Below are 26,299 nucleotides of genomic sequence, written 5' to 3' on the forward strand. Positions count from 1 at the left end.
TATCCTTTATATATTAAAAATACCAACGTGAATGAAATCACGTTGGTATTTTTTTAATAATTAGTAATAATAACTTCTTCAACTTCTCCTCTTGATTTTGAAGATGATGCAATATTTCTTTGTACATTTATTATTTCATATTTATATCTAGCATCCGAACCAAACAACTCATAAATAAACGCTGTATGGTGATTTGAAATCATTATTTTAACACCTTTATCAGATAAATCATCACATATTGATTTTAGCCTTAATTGATCTGGTCGGTCAAATCCTAAATCAGTGTAACTAGTAAAGCTAGCTGTTTTTGAAATTGGATCATATGGTGGATCTAAATATATAAATGTTCTATCATCTACATCTTTTATAACGTTTTCAAAATCCGTGTTTGTGAATTCAACGTTGTTTTCATTAAAAAATTGACTATCTACTTTTAATATTTCACTATTCTTATAATTATCATTTTTGTATCTTCCATACGGTGTATTAAAATGTCCTTTACTATTTACTCTGTACAACCCATTAAAGCATGTTTTATTAAGATATATGAACCTTGCAGCTCTATCTAAATCTGATACTTCTTGAATAAAATTGATGTTTCTATCTAACTCTCTAATACGATAAAAATCTTCTTCAGTATTATTATAAGTTTGTAAAAGTGCAATTAATTCAGTCGGAGACTTTTTTATTTGTTCATAGGTATTAATTAGTTCTAAATTCAAATCATTAATTATTGCCTGCTTAAACTTAACTTTATATAATAAAGCAGCTCCGCCGGCGAATGGTTCTATATATTTGTCATAGTCATGCTCATTTGGCAAACGCTGTACCAATTCTTTTATTATTTTTTGTTTACCACCAGCCCATTTTACGAAAGGTTTAGGTGATTCTAAAGTAACTTTATCAACCCATTTTAACATTGATTCCACAGTTGATTTTCTCCTTCTAATTGTAGACTCGCTGAATCCTTGCATTAGAGTATCTTCTCTTAATATTTCTAAATAATTATCTAATTCTATATCCATATATTCCGAGTCTTTTTTTAATAAATAATACTCTCTAATAGAATTATGAGACATTATAGCTTTAACAATCATTATTATTCTTTCTCTCTCATTAGCTCTTTTATACTCAAGAGCTAAACCTGTTGGGTAATACTTAGATTCTATTTTGTCCAAAAAACCTAGATACTCTAAAAAATCACCATAATAAAAACCTTGTCTTTCAGCAAATCCATATATCTTTGAGATATCCGCGCCATTTGGTGCATTATTAATAAATTCTTCTTCATTTATTATTAAATTCAAAGTAAAAATAGCAGTCTCTATAGAGTTTGCCTGTGGGAATTTATGTTTTTTATTTTCAACAATGACTTGTGTATTATTTATTATATTAATAATATCAATCTCTGAAACCGACTTTTTAAATTTCAATAATGATAATTTCTTTTTAAATTCTACTTTATCTAATGAGCTCATCTGATTTTGCTCTATTAATACTGAATCACTCACATTTATTATTTTAGAATTATTAAGTTTTTCTATATCTTTCTTAAAATCACTCTCAGAATATAATTCATTTTCACTTTCATTTAATATATCTTCCCATGATAATCCATCCATTAAATATCACTCTCTAAAATATCATCTATAGTGTTGATTGCTGGTTCCATTTTTATCTCAATTGCATCTAATTCTTCTCTTGTCAGTATTTCAGAATCTATTATTGATACGACATCAAATTTATCTACAATATCTTTTTGAACTAGTAGCTCATCATACAATAATTCTAATCCTGCGTAACCATGATTTTTTATTAATTGAAATTTATCATTATCATCCGTTCCAATTGCATCTAAGAAGATTTGAGACATTGTTAGCTCATTTCCTGCAAATCGTTGTTCTAAGTTTTCAAAGACATTTATTAAATATTTGAAGTTTACCCTTTTAGGATTATTTAAAAATGTTCTCGATATATTTATTTGTTCTCCACCAACATCCATAGTTTCTTCTTTACTATTATATAATCCCTTAAGAACAGCTAAGAAGAATAATTCTGCGCTTCCGCGAGTACCCGTAAATAAGTTTTTTTCGTATAATTCATTTATTATTTTAACTTGTCTACCTTCTAATACAATATCCGAACTCATAATATCACCTCTTTTAAATCTTCTGTTAATATACTGTCTCTTCTATTTTCAGGAGGAATATCTAACAGATATTCTTTACTTGTTTTAGGTCTAAATGCATTTTTTATACTTTCACTATATTGATTGTCATTAGTTAATAATATTACTTGCTCTATAGATTCACTTATCTTCTGGGATATATTTTTTGAAAAATATTGATCTAACATCGCGAAGGGGCCATCCATAACGACGAAGAAATCTTTCTTTGTCATTAAATCAATATCTTCCTTTTTATTTTTATTTAAGTTTGATTTGAAAGTATCGATTATCGATAATATGATTGAAATACTTACTGCAACTGATTCTCCTGAAGAAATTGCTGATTCTGTTCCATCTGGTTCAGTTACTTTTAAATTGAATTTTTCATCAATACTGATATTTTTATCTTTAGTGATAATATCTTTAAAGTGCTTATTTGCAAAATTTTCAACATCTTGTCTTAATTTTTTTTCATCTAATACTTTTCTATATCTTAACTGGTCAAGTGATTTTTTTAGAATTTCTTCTTGTACTTCAAGAATTTCATTAAATTTTATCTTTTCTTCTAATTCTACAATTTTAAACTTATATTTTTCTAATTCCTCTTTTGATAAATTTAGTTTTTTAGTATATTCTTCTCTTTTTACGGTATTATATGTTAATTCTCGTTCTAATGAATTTGACTGCTCATTTAACTCTTTTATTCTTTGTTGTGGCATTTTACTTATTTTTTCTTCTAGAATTTTCAATTCCTCTTTGTTTTGTGCAATAGAAGAGAATAAATCATTATATTCTTTTATTTTTTCTTTCAACTGCTTAACGATATTATCAATTTTTGCAACTTCCTTTGTTAATGACAAAGAATAATCTTTTATCATAGCTTCATTACTAATAGGGGGCTGATAATTTCTTTGTTTCATTAGTGTTTGAATATGTTCTTCTTGTAAATGCGTTCCACATATACAAACACCATTTTCAATTATTTTATCGATTGCTGTTACTTCCATATTAGGTATTGAGTTATCTTCAGCTTCCTCTGATAGATTAATTTTCTTGTATTTTCTATCTAGTAAATATATATATTTTAGCGTTGAATACTCTAGATAAAGAGCTTGAATTGAATTATACCTATTTTCATTAATTTCTTCTGAACGCTTGATTTCATTTTTCAAACGCATCTTTTTATCTTGAAATTGAGATATATCGTCAATCTCACTTAACTCTTTATTTATAATATTAATCTGTTTTTCAGCTTCTTCTTCTTTTATTTTCTTTTCTTCGATTTTTGATTCTAATTCCTCTAATTTATCTTCAATTAAACTAATATTAATTTCTAGTTTTCTATATTCCTCATTATTACTTGATTTAGCTTTTAATTTTCTAACATCATTAGACAATCTAGTTAAAGTTTCAATTGAATTATTTAAGATTGGTAATGTACTAACTGCTGTTATTGCTTCACTAACTTCTCTTTTTGCTACAGTACCTTTTGATGATAATTTTTCAATTCTTTCTCCATCAAACAGAAAATAGTTGACCATTTGAATTGATAATAATGAGTTTATCTTTCTTTGAATAATTTGTTCTTTTTCTCTATTCTCATTTCTTATAACACGAGTTTCTCCCTTATCATCTTGAAATTCAATTGCAACAATACTATTCATTTTTTTTACAGTGTTTGCTGTAATATTTAAATTCTGTGTTCTATTAATTTTGACAGTTGAACCATTTTCTATGATTTCCATTACAACTCTATAATATGTATCTTTGATGTCTGCAATTCTACATTCTCTTAATTCATTATAATTAATTAAATCAGACTGTTTATCCAATTCAATTGCACTCTCACCAAATAAGCACCATTTTATCGCTTGCATAAAGGTTGTTTTTCCTGTTGAATTTGCAGCTCTAATAACAGTAATATTTTTTTCTTTATCTGATGTGTCAAACTCTAATGCGAAATTTTTATATTGTCTAAAGTTTTCAATATGAATAGATTTAATTTTCATTAATTATCCTCTCCCAATAATATCTTTAGCTTGTTCTTCTAAATATAAGAATATTTGATTTTTTAATTTATGCTTTTCATTTTCATCGTGAAAAGGATTTGTTTTTAAACTTTGCTTTTCGTTAGACAATACATATACTAAAAATTTATTTATGTCTTTACTTGTTACTTTATCCATTCTTCAATTCCTCCAATACATAATGATATGCTTCCTCAATTTCATTAATTATTAATAAATTTTCTTCTTTATTTTCTGATGCATAATTAAACTCTCTCATTCTTCTTAATTCACGATCTACTAGATATGCATCTTCAATTACCGGATTAAAATATAAATCATTAATGTCCTCTGGCAACATTATTAAATCGTAAATATAAGAAATTGGTTTATTAGGTGCTTTTCGTAGTATTCTTCCTCTTCGTTGAATAAATTCTGTAAGTGAATCTGTACTTGATAGTATATATGCGTGTGTTACTTCTTTAAGATTCACACCTTGATCCAAGCATTTTATAGCTAAAAGAGTATCTATATCATGATTTTTAAATTGTGTTAATATTTCTTGTCTTTCATCGCTAGGAATTTCACTATATATTCTTCTTAATCTACAACCATGTATTCCTAATTCCTTAGAGACGAAATCTATATGCCTTGTACTAATTACATTACTACCATCGTTGTAATTCCCTGGTGAACAATAAATTATTTTTTGTTGTCTTTTTTTCTCATCATCTAATAACTCCTTTAATTTCTCAACTTTACCAATATTTGAATTTGCTATTGTACTTGTTAATCTCTCTACCTCTTTTAGTACTGCATTATGAGAAAGTTCTTTGTTAAGTGTACTTGATAGTGAATCACGATATTTCTTTAATTCATTTTTATCAAAAGATAGAATTATAGGAACATAATTGTACTTATTTAAGAATCCATTTTCAATGGCATCCTTTAAAGTATATTTAAATACAATTCTTTCAAAAAAACCTATTAACTCATCACTTTCTTCTTCATTTTTTCTATATGGAGTTGCCGAAACACCTAGTCTATAATTAAATTTTACAGAAAGTTGTTTATACAAATTTCTTGTCTTCTCAGCACCAAAGCTATGAACTTCGTCACAAATAAGTAAAGCTTTGCTCTTTAGATGTATATTTAATATGTTTTGAAAACTTTGAAGTGTAAAAGTATTAGATGTTGTTATGACTATTGTTGGACTTTCTACAGTAGATTTTTGTGATAACTTTATCTTTAATAATTCTTTGTAATTACTTTCTACTGAAGAACATTTTATTGCATTTATATTTAAATCTTTAAGTTCTTGATACCATTGCTCTACTAAATCTAACTGTGGTGCAATGATAAACGTTACAATATCATTTTCCTTTTTTTGTAATGCTTCCTGACATGCAATTGCTGTGATAGTTTTACCAGTCCCAGTTGCCATTTCTAATAATCCCACATAATCATTGTCAATCCAACTATCAATTGCTTGATGTTGATACCCATATAAATCAAATTCTTCAAAAATTGATTTTCTTCCATACTTTTCTTGTTTCTCTCTTATTAATAATTTCTTCTTAATATTTTTAAATGCTTGTGAAATTTTCGGAGTGATATCACATTGTATTAGTTGTTCATTATTATTATTCCAAATATCATCAAAAGTTTTTTCCATTTCTTCAATTACATTTGCACTTTCATTTTCTTTTAAAATCATTACTGTTTCAAAATTTTTATGGACGGCTGCTGAGGTCTCATTATTAGATCCAATAAACCCTAATTTTTGATTATTTTCATCAATAAAAATCCCTTCTTTTGCATGAAAAATACCGTTTCCATTTTTAGTTGATACAAATTTGATATCAATTATACCTTTTATAATTAAATCAGTGATATATGGTAATTCTGTGTTATCCATATTTTCAATTGTTTTGATGATACATTTTTCAATTATACCTTTGAGTTCGTACCCTTCACTGATTGCTATATGGTCTTGTGTTGAAAGTTCAGGTGAACAAATAATCTTTATTTTATACGATTCATTCATACCAGATTCACAGATTTCATTATAAATATTTTCAATAATTGAACTACAAAAATAACCAGACATTCTTTTATATTCATTACTTTCAAGAATTATTGGTTTATAAAATTGTGAAATAAAATCATCTTCAAAACTAATATATCTATTTCGATAATTAGAAAAATTAATCATAGATATCCACATCACTTTCTTTTAATATATCATTAATTATATTATATATTATTTACATGTTATTCATACTATTTAGGTAAATAATTTTATTTTAAGTGTATATCTATTTCGATATATTTCTATTTATATAAATATTAATAATAAATTCAAATTGATTATTTATATTGCTACGTATATTGTATAATTAACTAAATACACTAAAGGAGCGTTCCTATGAAAAAAATAATCGCTGTTCTCTTCACTTTGTTACTAGCAATATCATTAGTTACACCAATATCTGAGGCTTCAACTTATACTTTAAAAAATAAATCTTTAAAACTACCTAACCTTTATAGTTATAGTAATGCAAAAGCTATGAAGAAGGCTTCATTCAAATACTACAGTCTGAAATTACGTCAAAACCAACCTGCTATGCTTAAGGCTTGGGGTTCACCTCTAAGCAATACTGTAACTAGAAGTTTCGGTTATACTGCTGGATCTTATTTCTATGGTGCAAACAGTAATGTTCTTGTTACCACACAAGCTGTCGGTGAAAAAGCATCCGCTAGTAAATACTTAATCGAAAGTTTTACCATTGTAGATAGTAGCAAAAATACGAATTATCAAAGATAAAAAAATACTTTGGTGCCCCCACTTCTTCTACTACAAGTGGTAAATACAAAATCAATGACTACGGCAACTATGTTAATATGACATTCAAGAAAATAGGTCCAAAATGGTACGTTGATACACTGAACTTACACAAATACAGTTTCCAACAATAATAAAATCCCAAGAGATGAGGTTTTGTCTCTTGGGATTTATTCTATTTCACCGCTTTAACTAATGAACCAATCTCTTCCGGCCCTACCTGACAGCATCCACCTATTATCTTCACGCCTTTATCTTTCCACTTCACTGCCGCTTCAATTAAAGATGCATCCTCCTGATCAATCCAAGCCTTCTTCACAGCATCATATTTCCTTCCACCATTCGGATACAGAATAATCGGTTTCTCACTCTTTTCAACTAATACATCTACTGCACCATCGATTACTTTCACACTCGTACAGTTCACACCAAATGCATATACATTCGGGATATCATTCACCAATTCAATTACATCTAACAATGCTGTGCCATCCGATAAATGTATGCTATCTTTCAGCGTCACTGATATCCACGCTTCAATATTCGGATAATCAACTAGCAACGTCTTCACTGCTTTTAATTCCTCAATATTCGGGATTGTTTCAAAAGCAAACACAGATACACCCGCTTCAATCAATATATCCAATCGTTCTTTATGATACTCGATATAGTCTGCTTCAGTTACATTATAATCTCCTGTATACTCTGAACCATTTCCTAACATCGCACCATATGATCCAAGTGAACCAGCAACAATCACATCATCATTCGCTGCTTTCTTCGCTAAAGCCACTGCTATCTCTAAATAACCTTTCGCTTCTTCATCTGATAACCCTATATTTCTAAACGATTGCACAGACGCTTGATATGTATTCGTTAATATAACCTCTGCACCATTATCAACAAACGCTTTATGTACTTCATACACCCCTTCAGGATGTTCTTTTATTAAATTCGATGACCACAACGCATGATTCACATCATAACCAAACTGTTCAACAGTCGTCCCAAATCCTCCATCAAGTATCGTCACATCTTGCTTTAATTTATCTCGTAATAACATGAATCTTCTCTCCTTTTTTCTTCACAAAGTAATGAATCAACCCAACAATGATACAGAACGGTAACCCAATAATTGTCGCTAATCGTTGATTCGGATCAAACAACACCCCAACACATGAAACGAAGCACAGCGTAAACCCAATCACCGGTAATATATACGCTGCCTTTCTTTTTTCATGATGCTGTCTTAATTGATTAAACCTCGCAACACAGATGCTCATCCATACAACAACTACCGCAAACCCTGCAATAGAAACCAATACTAAATACACTGTAGACGGGGCAATCACACTTGATAAAAGGCTCAGTAGTGCGCCTACTAAACTAATTATTGTTGCATTTATCGGCATCCCATTTTTATTTAACTTTCTTGCAATCGGTAACACATTATCTTGTTCTGATAAACTCCATAACATTCTGCTTGATGCATATAACCCTGAATTCGCTGCCGATAATAACGCAGTTAGAATAACAAAGTTCATAATATCACCTGCATACGGTATGCCCACACTATCTAATATAGATACGAAAGGACTTTCTAATAAACTCGCTTTATTGGTTGGTAAGAGTAATACCATCACAAAAATTGTCCCGATAAAGAGTAATGACAGGCGCCATACAGTGGCACGAATGGTCTTCGGAATAACGATTGATGGTTGTTTCATCTCACCTGCTGCAATCGCAATTAACTCTGTTCCACTAAACGCATAATTCACAGCAAGCATTGTAATAAACACGCCGTATATACCATTTGGCACATCCAGTAACTTTTCATTAGTCATAACAGGTTCTAACGTCGACGGTAAAATATTAAATAATATCAATAAGCCAATGATAATAAATGCAATGATGGCTAACACTTTGATCAACGATAACCAGAATTCACTTTCTCCATATGTCTTACTCGTCGTGAAGTTAATGCCCACGATAATTAAAATAAAGATCAAACTAAACAACCATACAGGAAAGTCTGGAAACCACTTCTGAAATAGAATCCCACCTGCTGTTACTTCTGAACCTAACGCAATCGTCCAACACAGCCAATAACTCCAAGCAACGACATGACCTACAGATTGGTTAATATAAATATTGGCATATGTATGGAACCCTCCTACATCCGGATGTTCAATCGCAAGTGCACCCATACATTTCATTACGATGTACACAAGTAACGCACCGATTACATAACTTATGATTGTTCCAATAGGGCCTGCTTGTTGCAACGTATACCCTGTACTTAAGAATAATCCCGTTCCAATCACACCACCAAAACTTAACATCATTACATGACGCTGTTCCATACCTCTTTTGAATTCATTTGACATATCCATTCCTCCATAAAAAAATACCCCTCTGAAAAAGAGGGGTACGTATCGTCTACACTCATATTTCAGGATGCTCCTGTTGGATTTAGCACCGTGCATCTGCCGGTTGCTGAGACTTCAAAGGGCCAATTCCCTCCATCTCTCTGTATAAGTTATTTAATTGTTTAATAGCATAACACTATCATAAATTGGGGTCAATAGAATTCTGAAATTTCTCACAATAATATTAACTATAAAGTTTTTATTTCTAATAAAAACTTCTCTCTATCATCTATCGATAATAACGTCATTACTAACTCTAAGTTATTGATGACTTTACTCAGTTTTTCATATACAAAATCCATTTCTATTATTTCTTTCGGATCTTTTTCTAAACAAATGAAACAAAGCCATTGAACATCTTTTCCTGACCATTCGATTGGTTTTTCTAAAGTTACGAATACTAAGAATGATTCTTTAGATGCTGAAGTAATCGGATGTGGAGCTGCTACATAGTTTCCATAAGAAGTTGGTGCTACTTTTTCTCGTTCAATCACTTTTTCTTTAAAATCGGAATAGATTAAATTATCTTTTAATAATTTGTCTTCTACAAAATCAAGAATCTCATTAAAAGTTTCATATTTTTGTTTAAGAAAAACAAGTTCTTCTCTAAAAAACCTTAATTCCTTTTTCGGCTTATTAATATAGTTTGTGATTTGTTCAATATCAGATTGAATTAATATAGGATTAACCTGAATAATATCTACACTTTCAAACTGCACATCGAGAGGCACTGTACTAATGATTAAGTCTACATTAGGAATATCATGTTGTTTTACTTTGTACATTTCACTGATGCCCATAACTTCAATATCTTTTTCAAACAAATTTTGAATTCTATATTTTAATAGTTGAGATGAACTGACGCCTGAAGCACATACAATTAATGTTTTAATTCTTTCTTTTTCTTTTTCTAATCGCTCCATTGCACCCCCAAGATGCATCGCAATATATCCTACTTCACTTTCATTAATTTTGTATTTCATCTCTTTCTCAATTACTTTTGCACAAATTAAAGCCGCATCAAATGCAAATGGATACTCTTTTTTCAACATATCAAGTAAAGGATTCCTAAAATTCATATGATATTTATATCGATTAAATGCTGTGCTTAAGTGTAAAATCAATGCTTTTTTTAGCTCCTGATCTTCTATTAAGTCAATACCTACTGTTTTTTTGATTTCATCAAGCATTTTAAAAATAATATCTTCTAAATGATATGTTTCAATCAATGTTGAAATTACTTCCTCGTTTTTGTTAATACCTTGGCCGATTAAATGCAATGCAATGTAAGCAACTTCTTCTTTTGAGATATTTACATCGAAGTATTTTTCTACTTTTAATACAATCTCATTTGCTATTTTATATTCTTTAGTTCCAGATAAAGAATCATAATAAAAATTATCGATATTACCATTACCTTTAATTCTTCCAAGTGCTATCACAATATGTACAAATAAATTATTAATTGTCATATCTGTAACGTTAAATGACTCTGTAGCGATTGTATCAAGAATAATTTCTTTAATCTTATTCGATTCATCTTCTGTTAATTCAAATTGAAGTGTATTATCTTTTAAATTTTCATGATCAAATAAATACTCAGAAATACAAAATCTTTTTTGAAATTCTTCTCCGATTACTTTAAGGCCATATCTTGGCTTACTAACTATTTCTAAATTATATTTTTCAAAATTATTTTTCACTAGTTTTAAATCATTTTGAACCGTGGTCTTACTGACATACATTAAATCTGCTAGAACTTCTAATTTTATATAGGTTGGGCTGAGCAACAGCTTCCCCATAATAAATTGTACACGGTTAGACTGGTTGTTATAATCTATCGTTATTTCCTTTGTCGCATTTGAAAGAATATGATATTTAAAGATTTCTTCATCGATAACTTTAAGTTTATATCCTTTACTTCTCATTGAAGTAATTTCAAATCCTAAATCTAACTGAAAAGTTTCTATATTTTTAATTTCATTTCTAATCGTCTTAGAGGAAACATTAAATATTCTAGCTAAATATTCACTCGTTTTATATATATCATCTCGATATAGTTCAATAACAATCTGCGTTTGCCTTTTGTTCATTTCATCACCTGCATTCTGCACAAAAAAGCCCTCTAAACGAGAGCTATTATTATTTAGAAACCATTATTCTCTGAAACTTGTTTAAACCATTTACCACTTTCTTTTACCAATCGCTCCTGTGTTTCAATGTTTACAGAAACAAAACCATATCTGTTTTTGTAAGCGTTCATCCATGACCAGTTATCCATGAATGTCCACATATGATATCCCTTACAATTGGCCCCTTCTTCAATCGCTTTTGACAACCAAGTCAAATGACCTTTCAGGAAGTCGATTCTATAGAAATCATTTAGTTTTCCGTTTTCTAAAAATCTTTTTTCATCTTGAACACCCATACCATTTTCAGAGATGAAAGATTCAATATTATCATAATTATCTTTAAGGTTAATCATGATATCATAAATACCTTTTTCGTATATTTCCCATCCACGATATATATTCATTTTTCTTCCTGGCATTTCATAATTGTCAAAGTAATACTCTGGGAAAAATGGTGCATTATCATTTGGTTGTGAATCTCTTGCTTTAACACGTCTTGGTTGATAATAGTTTACACCTAAGATATCAATAACATTTTCCTTTATTAATAATTTATCTTCATCTATCGTATCAGGTAATAAATCATGCTTTTTGACAATATTTATTAACTCTTCTGGGTATTCTCCCTTAGTTGATGGATCAAGGAAAGAACGATTAAAGAATAAATCGGCAATATTCGCAGCTTCTAAATCATATTTATTTTGACTTCTCGGATACGATGGTGTCAAATTTAGTATAATACCTATTTTGCCATCTAAATTTAATGTTCTATATACTTTTATCGCTTTAGCTGAAGCTAATATTGTGTTATAAGCAACTTGAAATGCCTTTTTTGCATCCACTATATTTGGATAATGAAAATCATAAAGGTAACCACCTTCTACTGGGACGATTGGTTCATTAAATGTAAACCATTTTTTCACTCTATCGCCAAAAAGTTCGAACGCTGTTTTAGCATAAACCTCGTATAAATCAACTACTTCTCTATTTTCAAATCCACCAATTTCTTGTAATTCACTTGGCATATCGAAATGATATAAGTTTACAAATGGTTCAATTTCATTTGCAATTAATTCATCAATAACATTATTGTAGAACTCAACAGCTTCTTGATTCACTTCACCTTTGCCGCCTGGAATTAATCTCGCCCAAGAAATAGAAATTCTAAAAGAATTATGTCCTGTTTCTTTCATTAATTTAATATCTTCTTTATATTTATTATAAAAATCTGAGGTCGTTTCAGGTCCTACTTCATCAAAGAATCTAAATTGCTCTTTTTCATACCAAATGTCCCATATATTTTGTCCACGATTCAGGCTTGAACCTTCAATCTGAGTTGCTGATGTTGCACTTCCCCACCAAAACCCTTCAGGAAATTTAACAGTCATTATTTTAGTCCTCCCTTGTATAAGTCGATAAATTCTTGGGCCATATCTTTTACGGTTATCGCATTCATCAAATGATCTTGTGAGTGTATAAGAATGATATTAATATCATTCTTATTCCCACGCGCTTCATTTTGTAATAATTCTGTTTGAAATTTATGCGCTTTATTCAATTCAGTATTTGCTTCTTCAATTAATCTATCTGCTTCTTCAAAGTTACCTTCTTTTGCTTCTTGTATGGCTTCCATGGCTGACGATCTACCGTTACCACCATATAAAATAATTTGAAATGCAATCTCATTAATATCCATTTTTACACCCGAATTCTTTTTTATTTATTTTCATTTTCAAGATTTTTTTCAGACTCATAATAATTTTTATCCATGATTTTAAGGAATGGCCACCAAACTAAAGCAGTAGCCATTAAATTGACTAGCTGTAATACGGCTCCTTGCCATGCATTTCCTGTCGCTAAGAAACCACTTAAGAAAATCGGTGTAGTCCAAGGTACAATGACACCTGACGGTTTCGGAACAATTCCACTTGCCATTGAAAAGTAAGTAATTAATGTAACAATTACTGGTGCTAATAACCATGGCAAGAACACAAGTGGGTTCATAATAATTGGTAACCCAAAAATGATTGGTTCATTAACATTAAAGATGGAAGCTGGTGTTCCAAGTTTACCAATTTCTTTTGTTTGTCTACTTTTACCAATAATATAAATTAATAATACGACCGCTAAAGTTCCACCAGTTCCACCCATACCTACTAAGAAAGTATCGATGAATTGTTTTGTAATTATATTAGGTAATTCGTGTCCAGCTTGGAATGCTGCTAAGTTCTCGTTATTTAATGAATACCAAATTGGATCAAATACAGTATTAACGATAATTTGACCATGTAAACCAAAGAACCAGAAAATTTGAATAAAGAATACAGCTACTAATGTTGCCGGTAATCCGCTACCTAATGCTGTTAATGGTTCTTGAACTACTGAATAAATAAAGTTCTGTAATGTTTCGAATGGTGTAAACGAAAAAATAATTCTAATTAATAAGAATAATAACAATGTTAATGTTGCCGGAATTAACGCACTAAAAGACTTCGAAACTGCTTCTGGTACTCCTTGTGGCATTTTTATAGTCCAATTTTTATTTGTAAAGAATGAATACAATTCTGCTGCTAATAATGAAACTAAAATACCTAAGAACATCCCTTTTGCACCTAAAATTTCAGTTGGGATAACACCAGCAGTCTTTCCAAGAACTTGTGGTGTTAATATTAGTACAGAAGCTAGTGCAGTAACCGCACCGTAAATACCTTCAACCCCATTCTTTGTTGCTAAACTATAACCTATTCCTATAATAACAAATAGACCCATTAAACTTAATGTTGCTGCACTGGCTGGACCTACTAAACTTTGCCACTCAGCAAATGCCTCTTTAGAAATTAACTTATCTAAGAAAGGAAAGTTAGCGATAACGACAAAGATAGAACCAAAAATAATTAATGGTAATGCAACCATAAATCCATCTCTTAGTGATGCTAGAAACTTGTTGTTATTTAATTTATCTGCTAATGGTAATAATAAATTTTCTAATTTCTCCATAAATGCACTATTCATATCTGTCCCCTACTTCCCTGTTAATTTAATGGCTTGATTCAGTACACCTTCGCCATCAATTCTGCCGTAACTCATTGGGTCAATTGATTCAATCGGTAATTCAATACCTTCATCACTAGCAGCTTTCACAAATTTCTTTTTCATAAAACGCATTTGAGGTCCAATTAATAAAACATCATATTTGTTTAACACTTTAAATGCATTATCTGCTGACATCGCTTCAATTTCTGCTTCGATTCCTTTTTGTTCTGCAACCTCTCTCATTTTTGTTACCAAAAGACTCGTTGACATACCTGCTGAACATGCTAATAAAATTTTATACATAATATATTTCCTCCTCGTTTTCTTTATATTTACACTTTACTATGAAAGCGTTTACGTATCGACATTCCCTTTTTCCATTACTAACGGAAATTAGATTTTTCACAAGTTACGCATTTCACATTATAATAGAGAAGAGGAGTGATAAACATGGAAAATGTGATAGGAATAGATATCGGTGGCACGAAGGTAGCAATAGGTAAGTTCAATATCAAAGGAGAGCTCTTAAATGAGACAATAATCCCTTTTAAGAGTGAATTAAGTCCCGAAAAGATGTCCGACTTGATTTTCGATCAAATAGAGAATTTAGTTGATAATAATACAAAATCTTTAGGGTTCGGTGTCCCTGGTCCTCTGAAACTTAAGGAAGGTAAAATGGGCAATCCCCCAAACTTGAAATCTTGGCACAATTTCAATATCATTAAGTACTTTTCTTCAAAAACGCAATTACCTTTTTATGTTGAAAACGATGCGAATGCTGCAGCTGTTGCAGAACATTTATACAATAATCAAGAAGAACTAAAAAATACGATTTATATCACTATAAGTACTGGTATTGGTTCTGGCATTATTATTAATAATCATTTATTATCAGGGACTAATGGGAATGCTGGAGAAATTGGTCATACCTCAGTTGATCTTAATTCAAATATAAAATGTGATACTTGTGGCCAATATGGTTGCCTTGAGAATCTTGCCAGCGGTACTGCAATCGCAAGCATCTTATCAACAAAATTAAATCGTACAATCAGTACATTGGAAGCTTTCGAACTTTATAGGAATGAGAATAAATTTGCGATAGAAGTAATAGATAAAGCCATCAGTCACATTGCACAAGCAATCGTAACTTTAATTAATCTTTATGACACTGAACAAATCGTATTGGGTGGTGGCGTTATGAAAAATGGAGATATTATTCTACCAAAAGTAATTGATTATGTATCTAATCATGCATTAAGTGATGTAGGGAAAAGTGTAATCATAAAAAAATCAAAATTCGAGAATATTGGTCTGTTAGGAGCCGCTGCACTTGCTATCAATAATTAATAAAACAAACAGCAGACTAAGATAATCTGCTGTTTGTTTTAATTGTAATAACTTCATTTGGATTAAAATGAACTTCAGAAACTTGTTCTTTAATAGTTTCTTCGTTAAGATTGACAATACTTACTGTTGCACCAAATATATCTTCAAAATTAATTACTTCAATATTTTCTGATGGATTAAAAATTCTAATTAATATTGCATCTTTGTTTTCTGCCTTTTTCACCGTACTGAGTACAACCACTTCACTGTTAATTTCAAATAAACTAAATGTATTTTCTAATGAGATATCATCTTTATTCAATTTCATTGCATTATGTGGAATCTTATTATAGCAATGTAAAGGTGTTAAAACTGATTTAGATTTTTTAGGGATAGAATTCTCATAATTAATTAGTAAATTTAGCTCTAATTCAATTTCTCTAAGCATTTGTGAATCTGGCGTTGGCATTTTAATCCCTGAAGGTCGACCAGGTCGACGAACTAGATTTTCTTTTCCTAATACACCTATTGAACGAAATAGAGTTATTGCAATATCTTCAAATGATTCACCTACAAATTGATATTCTCTTGTAGAATTTGAAATTACAGTTACATTTTTATCATCTTGTTTTGAAGATACATAACTTAAGAAAGGATAAATCGTATCTGGTCTTTCATCCCAGTCCTCTTTCTCCCAAACATTTATTGCATCATCAATAACCGATCTTTTTATTTCTCCAAATTGATTGTCAGAAAAACTAAATTTATTATTCACATTTGTTGGGAATAGCATTCTTAAACGATGATCTTTAGATTTATTGTCAATATTAATTTTAATATTGATATTTCTGTCTAGTTTACCTAGTGTTAATGTAATTAATACAAGATTCTCAACAGTTTCTCCATCGGTCTTTCTACTTTCCAGGTCAACTGGTAAATCTAAAGAAACCTTTAACACTATTTTATATTCATTTGAAGTTTCATATATATTTGAAGATAGTAACTTTTGTTCTAATTCAAAACGTTCGTTTTCTAATGGTGAAAAATCATATTCATCGCCATCGTCGCCAACATTCTCTAAAGCTAATACATTTGTATACAGTTCGTTAAATTCTTTATCTAAAATATTAATAGTTCCATTTTTATTAATTTCAATATCAAAATACTGAGTCGTTAAATTTGTAGTTTCTTTAATGTTACTAATATCTTTATTTTCATTTACAATCTTAAATGCTTTATAACCCATTGCAGGAATCGTTTCTATTAATTGAATAGTGTATTTATAAAAGGGCTCATAATCACCATAATGAACAATTTGTCTATCAATCAAACCAGGATCTATAATTTCTTTCTGAATTAAATCATAATTGACAGTATTACCTTTGAAATCTTGAATAATGAAGTTTTCCATTTTTGTAATTACATCTGTTGTAATTACTTCTGTTTTTGATTCTAACGACAAATTAAACAATGTTAATAAATCATCTTGTGATTCATTTTTAATAGCATCTGTAATTTTTCGTTTATAGAAATTAATTAGCTGATCTGTTTTTTCTTCTGCTAAGTAAAATCTATTCAATATCTCACGATGTACTTTATCAGAACAACAACAACCAATACTATCATGCGCATGATTTTTCATAATTTCTTTCCAAATTAATTCAATTAAACCATGTTGATATTCAAATCCCAGATTATAAGCAATCGTTGCTAATGGCTCTAAAACATTTGTAATTTTATTTTCAATACGTGCATTTATCGATTTGATATCCATTCTTGTTGAAAAAATACTACGATGTACACGCATATACTTTCCATCAATAAATTCGCCACTTATCTCTGGAAGAGTATTCTTCATAATTTCTTCAAATAAATTATCGTAATTACTTAAGAAAAATTTTCGCTCGGGATAAAGCTCATGCAATGAATTGATAACTTCATGGATATTTTTTTGAACTGGCATTTGATCGTGCCCATTTGGTAATAATATATGCTCTCCTGTTGCGCCTCTATCCAATACCGGCAAATATTTTTCCATTCTCTTTGATAATGCATTTTTTTCTGTTGGTAAATACTTTCCGATAGCATATCCTAATGGTAATAACTGTGTTGTTACTTTATAATTAGGTTCCGTATTCCAAATAAATTCAGTTTTATTTGTCCCATGCCTTTCAGATGTACCTCTCCAAAACATCGCTTTATCAATTTTAAATCCATTTAAAATTTTTGGCAATTGAGCAGATTGCCCGAATGAATCAGGTAAATAACCTATCATCATAGGATTTCCGAATTTTTTTGAATCTTTTATACCGTATAATAAATTTCTTGTAATAGACTCTGCACCTACAACCATTTCATCTGTTTGAGAATACCAAGGTCCTACAATTATTTTACCTGCTTGCACCAATCGTCGTAGTCTTTCTTCATTTTCTGGTTTAACTGCTAAATAATCTTCAATGATGGCAGTTTGACCATCTAAGACATAGTAAGGATAATCTTTTTCTTTCTCTAACTTTTCGAATATTTCTTCCATATTATTTACTAATAGTATTCTAGATTCCTCAGTAGAAAAGTACCACTCTCTATCCCAATGCATATGGGGAACAATATGAACATTCTTCATAATAAATTTCCTTTCTACGCTAATTTATTTTTCTTCATTTTTCTAGTTAAAACTAGTAATGTCATTGATATTGCTGCACCTATTAATGCTGCACCTAACCATATTGATGCTGCAATTAACATTGGTTTACCATTAAGAAGAGCTAATGAGAAAATACCTGCTCCTGGTACCGTTAAACCGATGCCAAAGAATCCGACAATTGCTCCAGTTACTGCTGAACCTACTAAAAATGAAGGAATTACTCTAAATGGATCATTCAATGCAAATGGAATTGCACCCTCAGTGATTCCAGCTAATCCTAATAACCAAGTTTGCTTTCCTACTTCTTGTTCTTCTTTACTAAATAAATCTTTCGCTATAATAGTAGCTCCTGTCACTGAAAATGCTGATACCATTTTTACGGATGCAAATATAGCATATGGCAAGAAATTATTACTAGCCATTGCAGCTATACAAAATGCATATGCCGCTTTATTTACAGGTCCACCTAAATCAAATGACACCATCATTCCAATGATAGCCCCAAATAATATCGCATTTGTTCCTGACATTGATTCCAACCATTTAATTAGTCCCCCATTTAGCATTGCTAATGGTTGTCCGATTAGGAATAACATGATTAAACCTACAACTATTGTTCCAACAACAGGATACACCCAAAAACTAACAAATCCTGCAAATGTACCTTTAGGTTTAACCTTTGCTTTTAAGAATTTAAGGAAGTAACCAGCGACTAATCCACCGACCATACCACCGATAAATCCACTGCCAATTAAGTTAGCTGCTAACCCTGCAGCAAATCCTGGTCCTAATGCTGGTTTATCTGCAATTGAATATGCCATATAAGCAGCTAATATTGGTACCATTAATTGACCTAACATTCCTCCACCAAGTTGTCTTATCAACCATAACCAAGATCCTTCAGTATCATAGACTTCTTGTAAACCAAAAATTTGAGCAATAAAAACTGCAAAAGCTAAAGTCATCCCACCAGCAATAATAACTGGAATCATATAAGAAATACCTGTTAATACTGAATCTTTTATTTCTGTTTTAACACTATAATTGTTATCTGATTCATTTTCATTATTTCTATCAATTTCTTTATAATCATAATTTGATGATTTGACCAATAATTCATCAATTAGTTTTTCACCGTTTCTTAAAGGTGAAGCTACTGAAGTTTGAATCTGTGGTAAATTATCAAATCTTTCTTTTCCTATTATAGCAACATCATTTGCATAGATTATACCTTTAGCATTATTAATGTCTCGTTGTGTAAACTTATCTTCAATACCATTTGCTCCTTGTTTCTCTACGAGAACACGCACACCCTTTTTTTCTCCAGCCTTTACTAATGCTTCAGCCGCCATATAAGTATGTGCTATTCCAGCAGGACAAGCAGTAATCGCTAATATTGTATCAGCATTTGAATCGACATTATTTCCAACTATTGCCTCTTTTTCGATATCAATATTATTTAATAATTCAAGACTGGTGTGTGAATTCATCAATTTATTTTTATAATCCTCATCACTCAATCTGGTTACAAACTCCGATAAAATTTTTAAATGTTTATCACCTTCAGTTTCAGGTATTGCAAGTAAAATCACTAATTTTACTTTATTATTTGGATCTACACTTTCCCAATCTTCAATTGAATTACTTAATGTTGAAACAGCAAAGCATGGAACTTTAACATTTTGTGATTTTGCATGAGGAATTGCTAATCCGCCTTCGAAACCTGTTGGTGTTTGTTTCTCTCGTAATAATACATCTTCATAAAACTCATTCACACTTGAAATCTTACCTTCGGCAAAGAGTCTTTCTGATAAAGCAAAAATCAATTCTTCTTTTTTTGAAAATTCTTGATTAACTAAAATTAAATTTTCATTAGTTAAATTTGATAAGTTCATTCTATTCGCCTCCTGTAATCGCTTTCTTAAAATATAGCAAAAAAATAAAAGTACATAGATTTTCCTGTACTTTTACTCTATTATTTATTGATGTTAGTTATTTATGTGTATTTATACTTTAGCAATATATTCTTCATAGGCATTTGAAATTGTTTCAATAGCTAGTAGCAATGGTAATGCACTATTATTATTGACCATATAAAAGATTCTATATTCACATGTTTTAGACAAGGTGTTCATTTCCATATTAGTGATTGAAACAATTTTTATATTATTTTCCTTTGCAATATTTGCTATCTCCAATACAGTTTTAGACTCTCCAGACTTACTTAATAATATTATTAAATCCTTCGAATTAATATGTTTAGTCCTAAATATCATTTCGTGCCTTTGGCTATAAAATTCAGCGTGCTTATTTAATAATCTCAATTTTTTAGCAAATAATTTACCAACCTCAATATTGTCACCTAAACCAAAAATGACGATATTCCTTGAAGAATGAATTATTTTAAGTATTTTTTCGTAACTCAGTTCATTAAGAAATTCTTGTGTTTTTAAAATATCATTGATTAAACTATTGCTATTCAACTCAACTTCATTAAGCTGTTTTAAATCATTCTTTAAATGAGAATATCCATCATAACCTATCTTCTTAGAAAATCTTACTAGCGTGTTAGGAGATAAGAACAGAGCTTCTGCAACTTTATTAATACTTTCATGACAGACTACATTAATATTATTAAAAATATATTCTACGATTAAATCATCAGTATCATTCAAAGTATCTTCATGTAATATTACTCTATCTTTGAAATTCAACATATCCCCCCCTATAAACTAATTCTTTTCTATATGATATACGTTAATCTCATTTTTACAAAGAAAAATTTATATTAAAAAGCAAACTTCAAATATGAAGTTTGCTTTTTATTAAATATAGCTTTCAATCATTTCAAGTTTTCCTGTAAAATCAATGTTTGAATCTCCCTTTGTTAGTACAAAGTGATCCCCTTTTTTAATTTTAAAAGTATCGTTATTGATATTAATTTTTCCTTCTCCATTAATAACGCTCATTAAAACAAAATCATTCACTTTTTCATATTGATAATTATCTTCTATCAATATTTTTCTTACCGTAAAAAACTCGTTTGATATATAGGTGTTAATTTCAGTTTCTCCAACTTTTTTTGTTGATGGGTGAGTTTTCTCATTTTTAGAAACATAATTTATAACATCTATACTTTTATCTATATGAAGTTCTCGCGTATTTCCATTCTTATCTTTACGATTATAATCATATATACGATAAGTCGTATCCGAATTCTGTTGTGTTTCTAAAATTTGAATCCCTTTACCGATTGCATGCACTGTACCACTTGGAACATAGAAGAAATCGCCTGGCTTAACTTTAATTTTGTTAAATAGCGCATCCCATTTACCATTCTCAATCATCTCACGTAACTCTTCTTTATCTTTAGCATTGTGGCCATAAATAATTTCTGCGTCTTCTTCACAATCAATAATATACCAGCACTCAGTCTTTCCGAGTTCACCATTTTCATGCTTATTTGCATATGCATCATTTGGATGCACTTGAACAGATAATTCATCATTCGCATCTAATATTTTCGTCAACAAAGGAAATTTTTCGGTTTTTTTCTCACCAAATAGGTCATTGTTTTCTTCCCATATTTGTTTAAGCGTTTTTCCTTTGTGTTCACCATTTAATATAATATTCGGTCCATTCTCATGCGCAGATATTCCCCAACATTCTCCTGTGTTATTAGATGGGATATCATAGCCAAATTTTTGAAGGTTGTCCCCACCCCATATACGTTCTTGAAAAACAGGTTCTAAAAATAACGGTGACATAAAATCATTCCTTTATATGGTTTTTAATAGATTATATAACGTTTCTTTATCATTTGCATTTAATAGTGCTTTTCTATAATCATCATCCATCAATTTTCTAGACAATTTTTGAAGTATTTTTAAGTGTGTATCTCCACCATCATTTTTTGGGACCGCAATCATGAAAATTAATTTTGCTAATGTACCATCTAACGAATTCCAATCGACGCCATCCTGTACTTTTAATACTGAAACTTTTGGAACAGTAACAGCATCAGATTTTGCATGTGGAATCGCAATATTCATACCAATACCTGTAGAGCTCTCTTTCTCACGACTTAATATACCAGTCTTGAAAGCCTCTTTATTTGTAACAACATTAGTTGTATATAATTGTTCAATTAATAAATCCATTGCTTCGTTTTGAGTCATATCATTATGTTGGATATTAATATTGTCTATTTCAAATAATTCATTATTCGTTTCTGTTACAACGACCTTTGATTTATTGTCTTCTACTTTTTCTTCTTCATTGATTATAATTGCTTGTCCTTCTGGTGTAACAACTTCGTTTGATTTATTCTTCTTTAATAAAATAGTTAAAAATGCAGTGATTAAAGCACCTATTAACACTGCCACAAAGAACATCAATACATTTTCTACAGCACCCAAAACGGCTACGATTGGTCCACCATGTGCAACCTTATCTCCAACTTGAGCCATCATTGCAATCGCTGATCCAGCCATTGAACCTACCATTATTGAAGGAATAACTCTAATTGGATCTTGTGCTGCGAATGGAATTGCCCCTTCAGTAATACCAAATAGTCCCATTGTAAATGATGCTTTACCCATTTCAATTTCGTTATCATTGAAACGTTTTTTATTAATAAAAGTAGCTAGTCCTAATCCTATAGGTGGAATACAAATTGCGACTGCAATTGCACCCATAATTGTATAGTTTCCTTCACCAATCATCGCTGAACCAAATAAGAATGCAACTTTGTTTACTGGTCCACCCATATCAAATGAAATCATAGCACCCAAAATCAAAGCAAGTAAAATTGCATTAGTTCCTTGCATGCCTTTTAACCAGCCATTCAAACTTTCAAAAATTCCTGCAATTGGTGCACCAATTAAATAAATAAATATTAGACCTGTAATGATAGATGCAAATACGGGAATAAAAATTATTGGCATAACAGGTTGTACAGCTTTTGGTACCTTTATTTTTTTAATGCCTAATGCAACATAACCAGCGATGAAACCTGCAATAATCCCACCTAGGAATCCTGCCCCAGCTTCACTACCATAATAAGAACCATTTGCAGCAATAAGTCCACCAATCATACCTGGTGCTAAACCTGGTTTATCAGCAATACTATACGCAATATAACCTGCTAAGATTGGTATCATAAATGTAAATGCAGCACCACCAATTTGTTGCAACTGGAACCAAAATGTTCCTTCAGGCACCACTATTCCTTTAGGTGTTGTATCTCCACCTAATGATAAAGCTAAAGCAATCAGTAATCCTCCAACTACAATGAATGGCACCATAAATGATACTCCGTTCATTAAATGTTGATAGATAGGATTTTGCGCTCTTTTCTCTTCTTTGTATTCTTTTGAGTATCCACCAGTAAAGACCTGTGCCTCTCCACTTTGTATCCTATTAATCAATGTTTCAGGATTACGAATGCCTTCTCCGACACTCACATCAATTAATTTTTTTCCATTGAATCTAGATTTATCGATTTTTCTATCAGCAGCAATAATAACGCCATCTGCTTCACGAATATCTTGTTCTGTTAACTTATTCTCTACACCTACGCCTCCTTGTGTTTCTACTTTCATTTGTATCCCCATTTTATCAGCGGCTTTTTGTAAATTTTCTGCGGCCATATAAGTATGGGCGATTCCATTTGGACAAGATGTAATAGCTACAATTTTCATACTAACTCCTCCTCTTATTATTTTATATATTTATTTTACAGTGAATATATATCTATATAAAAAAAGAAATTACCGTTATACCGGTAATTTCTAGTTATTGATTTATAGATTTTAATATATCTATGATGTTATTTTCTTTTCTAATTTTATTGAGAATTGTTTTTTCTTCAATGAGATAATGTAATTCTCTATAAATATCTTGATAGTACTTTTTATCTTTTTCGGTTAGCGCAATAAAAAACACTAAATCCACATATTCCTCACCCCAGATGATGGGCTCATTTATTGCAACAACACTAATTGTAGATGTATTTACGAGTTCTGAATTTCCATGAGGTATAGCAATCCCATGACCTATACAAGTTGAGCTGATAAATTCTCTATTGGAAACACTTTTCACATATTCTTTTGTAGTATAAGCATTATCAACCAATCTTTTACCAACGTACTCAATTAATTTATATTTATCCATAACTTTATCAAGTTTATAAATTGTAAATGGCGTAATAAAATCTAACATTCTAGATTTTATTACCATCATATCATTTGCATTACTCGACTTCTCAAAATAAGCATTTAATTTTAGTTCATCATGATTATTTAATAATGGAGATACTTTTATTACTTCTATATTTTTTTCATTAATATCTATTGTAGTGATTACCAAATCAATATTGTCTTTATTTTCGTTGTTCAAAAATTCATCAAGTGAAGATATGCCTATAATATCAAATGAAGTAAACTTTTTTTCAATACTTACTTTCAACATTTGTGAAATACCTATGCCTAAATGACAAACTATCATCACACGTTTTTTTCTTGTTTTTTTCATTCTTTCAAAAGCAGCTTGAAAATGAAGTGTTAAATAAGCCATTTCTGCTTCTGGCATACTTTTTTTATTTTTTAATTTCATATTTTCTAATGCATTCACGACACTTGAATAAATAAAAGGATATTGTGTCTTTATTTCAAATTGTAATGGATTATTGATATTGATATTATTCTCAATGTTAAAGAGACTGGTCCTCATATGCGTTATCAAACCATCTATTAATGTCTGGTCATTACTGAAATCAATCATAGATTCTAATTTTATTTCTTCTATTAATTTCAGAATAAAATTTAGTACTTTATCATTCTCTTCCATCTTATTTTGGTATAATTTGTTGGGCAAATGTAGCATTAAATAATTAAGTTCACTTGCTGGAATTTTTATAGAAAGGTTCTTTTCCAAAATCTTAATTAAATCTAGTAATTTATGATCTACAATAATTCCGTTTAAATTATCTGATTTTATAATCATGTTTCTTTTCAATCGATGAATCATAATTAATATATGTAGTACCAGTCTTCTAATTTGCTCTTCATGCAAAGTATCACCAAACTTCATTTCGACACTTTTATTGACAATATTGTATTCATTTTCACCAAAAAATTTTGTTATCGTTTCATCATTTGTTAAATTCAAGATCTGTAATGAATTGATAAATTTAATCGCATTTCTATAACTCAGTTCATCTCCACTCAAAATTATACCTTGACCCTTTTTAATTGATAACATTATATCAAATTTATCTAACCAATTTTTGATTAATTCTATTGCCAATTTCAACTCATTAATACTACAGAAAAAAATCTTAGTTAACTCTGTTAGTGAATAAAGTGTAGGATTTTTAAGTAATATCATCGCAACGTTTAATGCTAGCAATTCTCGTTCTTCACTATAATTAGTCTTTTCTAATCGATTTAATAAATCGATATCCATATTGTCATCAATAGAGACATGTATTCCTAAACCTCTTTTAATAATTATTTTTAAGCCATCAATATTATCACTAAATCTAACAATTGATTTCATGTCATTTCGCACAGTTTTTTCTGACAGCCCTGTCTCAATCACCAATTCATTTATTTTATATAATTCTCTATTATTTGAAATTAAATATCTCAATATCTCTTTTTGTCTCGGTGTTAATTCCACACTATCACTTCCAATTTAGACATATTACTTTAAT

The 26,299-nt window shown here is 30.1% G+C and carries 20 protein-coding genes and 1 riboswitch; of the genes, 2 read left to right on the forward strand and 18 right to left on the reverse strand.

The annotated features are described in order from the left end of the window. Positions 1–53: 53 nt before the first annotated feature. From ACMGE9_RS03910 to ACMGE9_RS03930, 5 genes are read right to left on the reverse strand one after another with little or no spacing between them, the layout of a single operon-like run. Positions 54–1,622, reverse strand: coding sequence for a DNA adenine methylase (locus ACMGE9_RS03910; RefSeq protein WP_414043953.1), 1,569 nt, complete (start codon positions 1,620–1,622; stop codon positions 54–56). Next, positions 1,622–2,149, reverse strand: a complete 528-nt coding sequence (locus ACMGE9_RS03915; RefSeq protein ID WP_414043954.1) for a hypothetical protein — start codon at positions 2,147–2,149, stop codon at positions 1,622–1,624. Before ACMGE9_RS03915 ends, ACMGE9_RS03910 begins: the two co-directional genes overlap by 1 nt. Continuing rightward, on the reverse strand, positions 2,146–4,176 hold the full coding sequence (locus ACMGE9_RS03920) for an AAA family ATPase (RefSeq protein WP_414043955.1): 2,031 nt from the start codon (positions 4,174–4,176) through the stop codon (positions 2,146–2,148). Before ACMGE9_RS03920 ends, ACMGE9_RS03915 begins: the two co-directional genes overlap by 4 nt. A gap of 3 nt (positions 4,177–4,179) precedes the next feature. Then, entirely contained in the window at positions 4,180–4,353 is a 174-nt protein-coding gene (locus tag ACMGE9_RS03925; RefSeq protein WP_157819648.1) for a hypothetical protein, read from the reverse strand. Beyond that, entirely contained in the window at positions 4,346–6,388 is a 2,043-nt protein-coding gene (locus tag ACMGE9_RS03930) for a DEAD/DEAH box helicase family protein (protein ID WP_414043956.1), read from the reverse strand. The genes ACMGE9_RS03925 and ACMGE9_RS03930 overlap by 8 nt, the downstream gene beginning before the upstream one ends. A 213-nt stretch (positions 6,389–6,601) precedes the next feature. On the opposite strand from ACMGE9_RS03930, the gene ACMGE9_RS03935 reads away from it, so the two are divergent. Then, complete coding sequence (locus tag ACMGE9_RS03935; RefSeq protein ID WP_414043957.1) at positions 6,602–7,000, forward strand: hypothetical protein; 399 nt, start codon at positions 6,602–6,604, stop codon at positions 6,998–7,000. A gap of 193 nt (positions 7,001–7,193) precedes the next feature. Here the strand turns inward: ACMGE9_RS03935 and mmuM are convergent, their stop codons facing one another. The 7 genes from mmuM to ACMGE9_RS03970 form a co-directional block, all read right to left on the reverse strand. After that, positions 7,194–8,081 carry a homocysteine S-methyltransferase gene (gene mmuM / locus ACMGE9_RS03940; RefSeq protein WP_414043958.1) on the reverse strand — a complete coding sequence of 296 codons (888 nt, stop codon included), beginning with the start codon at positions 8,079–8,081 and terminating at the stop codon, positions 7,194–7,196. Continuing rightward, positions 8,065–9,405 carry an amino acid permease gene (locus tag ACMGE9_RS03945; protein WP_414043959.1) on the reverse strand — a complete coding sequence of 447 codons (1,341 nt, stop codon included), beginning with the start codon at positions 9,403–9,405 and terminating at the stop codon, positions 8,065–8,067. The genes mmuM and ACMGE9_RS03945 overlap by 17 nt, the downstream gene beginning before the upstream one ends. Before the next feature lie 55 nt (positions 9,406–9,460). Next, positions 9,461–9,559, reverse strand: a riboswitch (SAM riboswitch). Between the two features lie 76 nt (positions 9,560–9,635). Next, positions 9,636–11,561: a BglG family transcription antiterminator gene (locus ACMGE9_RS03950; RefSeq protein WP_414043960.1), complete on the reverse strand. Its 1,926-nt coding sequence runs from the start codon at positions 11,559–11,561 to the stop codon at positions 9,636–9,638. 32 nt (positions 11,562–11,593) lie between these two features. After that, positions 11,594–12,967, reverse strand: a complete 1,374-nt coding sequence (locus ACMGE9_RS03955) for a glycoside hydrolase family 1 protein (protein ID WP_414043961.1) — start codon at positions 12,965–12,967, stop codon at positions 11,594–11,596. Next, positions 12,967–13,275 (reverse strand): PTS lactose/cellobiose transporter subunit IIA, encoded by a 309-nt coding sequence (locus ACMGE9_RS03960; RefSeq protein WP_414043962.1) that lies wholly within the window; start codon positions 13,273–13,275, stop codon positions 12,967–12,969. The genes ACMGE9_RS03955 and ACMGE9_RS03960 overlap by 1 nt, the downstream gene beginning before the upstream one ends. Before the next feature lie 20 nt (positions 13,276–13,295). Further along, entirely contained in the window at positions 13,296–14,591 is a 1,296-nt protein-coding gene (celB, locus tag ACMGE9_RS03965; protein ID WP_414043963.1) for a PTS cellobiose transporter subunit IIC, read from the reverse strand. A gap of 9 nt (positions 14,592–14,600) precedes the next feature. Then, positions 14,601–14,915, reverse strand: coding sequence for a PTS sugar transporter subunit IIB (locus ACMGE9_RS03970; protein ID WP_414043964.1), 315 nt, complete (start codon positions 14,913–14,915; stop codon positions 14,601–14,603). A 147-nt stretch (positions 14,916–15,062) separates the two neighbouring features. On the opposite strand from ACMGE9_RS03970, the gene ACMGE9_RS03975 reads away from it, so the two are divergent. Next, positions 15,063–15,959 carry an ROK family protein gene (locus ACMGE9_RS03975; RefSeq protein ID WP_414043965.1) on the forward strand — a complete coding sequence of 299 codons (897 nt, stop codon included), beginning with the start codon at positions 15,063–15,065 and terminating at the stop codon, positions 15,957–15,959. A 16-nt stretch (positions 15,960–15,975) separates the two neighbouring features. Here ACMGE9_RS03975 and ACMGE9_RS03980 read toward each other — a convergent pair whose 3' ends face one another. The 6 genes from ACMGE9_RS03980 to ACMGE9_RS04005 form a co-directional block, all read right to left on the reverse strand. Further along, entirely contained in the window at positions 15,976–18,561 is a 2,586-nt protein-coding gene (locus ACMGE9_RS03980) for a glycoside hydrolase family 38 C-terminal domain-containing protein (protein WP_414043966.1), read from the reverse strand. 14 nt (positions 18,562–18,575) lie between these two features. After that, complete coding sequence (gene mngA, locus ACMGE9_RS03985; protein WP_414043967.1) at positions 18,576–20,477, reverse strand: PTS 2-O-a-mannosyl-D-glycerate transporter subunit IIABC; 1,902 nt, start codon at positions 20,475–20,477, stop codon at positions 18,576–18,578. Positions 20,478–20,588: 111 nt separating this feature from the next. Continuing rightward, positions 20,589–21,296: a MurR/RpiR family transcriptional regulator gene (locus ACMGE9_RS03990; RefSeq protein WP_414043968.1), complete on the reverse strand. Its 708-nt coding sequence runs from the start codon at positions 21,294–21,296 to the stop codon at positions 20,589–20,591. 111 nt (positions 21,297–21,407) lie between these two features. Further along, on the reverse strand, positions 21,408–22,349 hold the full coding sequence (gene manA, locus ACMGE9_RS03995; protein WP_414043969.1) for a mannose-6-phosphate isomerase, class I: 942 nt from the start codon (positions 22,347–22,349) through the stop codon (positions 21,408–21,410). Between the two features lie 12 nt (positions 22,350–22,361). Continuing rightward, positions 22,362–24,284 carry a fructose-specific PTS transporter subunit EIIC gene (locus tag ACMGE9_RS04000; RefSeq protein ID WP_414043970.1) on the reverse strand — a complete coding sequence of 641 codons (1,923 nt, stop codon included), beginning with the start codon at positions 24,282–24,284 and terminating at the stop codon, positions 22,362–22,364. 94 nt (positions 24,285–24,378) lie between these two features. After that, positions 24,379–26,265: a BglG family transcription antiterminator gene (locus ACMGE9_RS04005; protein WP_414043971.1), complete on the reverse strand. Its 1,887-nt coding sequence runs from the start codon at positions 26,263–26,265 to the stop codon at positions 24,379–24,381. Between the last annotated feature and the right edge of the window lie 34 nt (positions 26,266–26,299).

This window comes from Macrococcus animalis (genome assembly GCF_047425875.1).
In the GTDB taxonomy this organism is placed as follows: Bacteria; Bacillota; Bacilli; order Staphylococcales; family Staphylococcaceae; genus Macrococcoides; species Macrococcoides animalis.

What these genes read in the sequence shown, in the direction of transcription:
- ACMGE9_RS03910 (WP_414043953.1), bottom strand. Translation starts at nt 1,622, where the DNA reads ATGGATGGATTATCATGGGAAGATATATTAAATGAAAGTGAAAATGAA.
- ACMGE9_RS03915 (WP_414043954.1), bottom strand. Translation starts at nt 2,149, where the DNA reads ATGAGTTCGGATATTGTATTAGAAGGTAGACAAGTTAAAATAATAAAT.
- ACMGE9_RS03920 (WP_414043955.1), bottom strand. Translation starts at nt 4,176, where the DNA reads ATGAAAATTAAATCTATTCATATTGAAAACTTTAGACAATATAAAAAT.
- ACMGE9_RS03925 (WP_157819648.1), bottom strand. Translation starts at nt 4,353, where the DNA reads ATGGATAAAGTAACAAGTAAAGACATAAATAAATTTTTAGTATATGTA.
- ACMGE9_RS03930 (WP_414043956.1), bottom strand. Translation starts at nt 6,388, where the DNA reads ATGATTAATTTTTCTAATTATCGAAATAGATATATTAGTTTTGAAGAT.
- ACMGE9_RS03935 (WP_414043957.1), top strand. Translation starts at nt 6,602, where the DNA reads ATGAAAAAAATAATCGCTGTTCTCTTCACTTTGTTACTAGCAATATCA.
- mmuM (WP_414043958.1), bottom strand. Translation starts at nt 8,081, where the DNA reads ATGTTATTACGAGATAAATTAAAGCAAGATGTGACGATACTTGATGGA.
- ACMGE9_RS03945 (WP_414043959.1), bottom strand. Translation starts at nt 9,405, where the DNA reads ATGTCAAATGAATTCAAAAGAGGTATGGAACAGCGTCATGTAATGATG.
- ACMGE9_RS03955 (WP_414043961.1), bottom strand. Translation starts at nt 12,967, where the DNA reads ATGACTGTTAAATTTCCTGAAGGGTTTTGGTGGGGAAGTGCAACATCA.
- ACMGE9_RS03960 (WP_414043962.1), bottom strand. Translation starts at nt 13,275, where the DNA reads ATGGATATTAATGAGATTGCATTTCAAATTATTTTATATGGTGGTAAC.
- celB (WP_414043963.1), bottom strand. Translation starts at nt 14,591, where the DNA reads ATGAATAGTGCATTTATGGAGAAATTAGAAAATTTATTATTACCATTA.
- ACMGE9_RS03970 (WP_414043964.1), bottom strand. Translation starts at nt 14,915, where the DNA reads ATGTATAAAATTTTATTAGCATGTTCAGCAGGTATGTCAACGAGTCTT.
- ACMGE9_RS03975 (WP_414043965.1), top strand. Translation starts at nt 15,063, where the DNA reads ATGGAAAATGTGATAGGAATAGATATCGGTGGCACGAAGGTAGCAATA.
- ACMGE9_RS03980 (WP_414043966.1), bottom strand. Translation starts at nt 18,561, where the DNA reads ATGAAGAATGTTCATATTGTTCCCCATATGCATTGGGATAGAGAGTGG.
- mngA (WP_414043967.1), bottom strand. Translation starts at nt 20,477, where the DNA reads ATGAACTTATCAAATTTAACTAATGAAAATTTAATTTTAGTTAATCAA.
- manA (WP_414043969.1), bottom strand. Translation starts at nt 22,349, where the DNA reads ATGTCACCGTTATTTTTAGAACCTGTTTTTCAAGAACGTATATGGGGT.
- ACMGE9_RS04000 (WP_414043970.1), bottom strand. Translation starts at nt 24,284, where the DNA reads ATGAAAATTGTAGCTATTACATCTTGTCCAAATGGAATCGCCCATACT.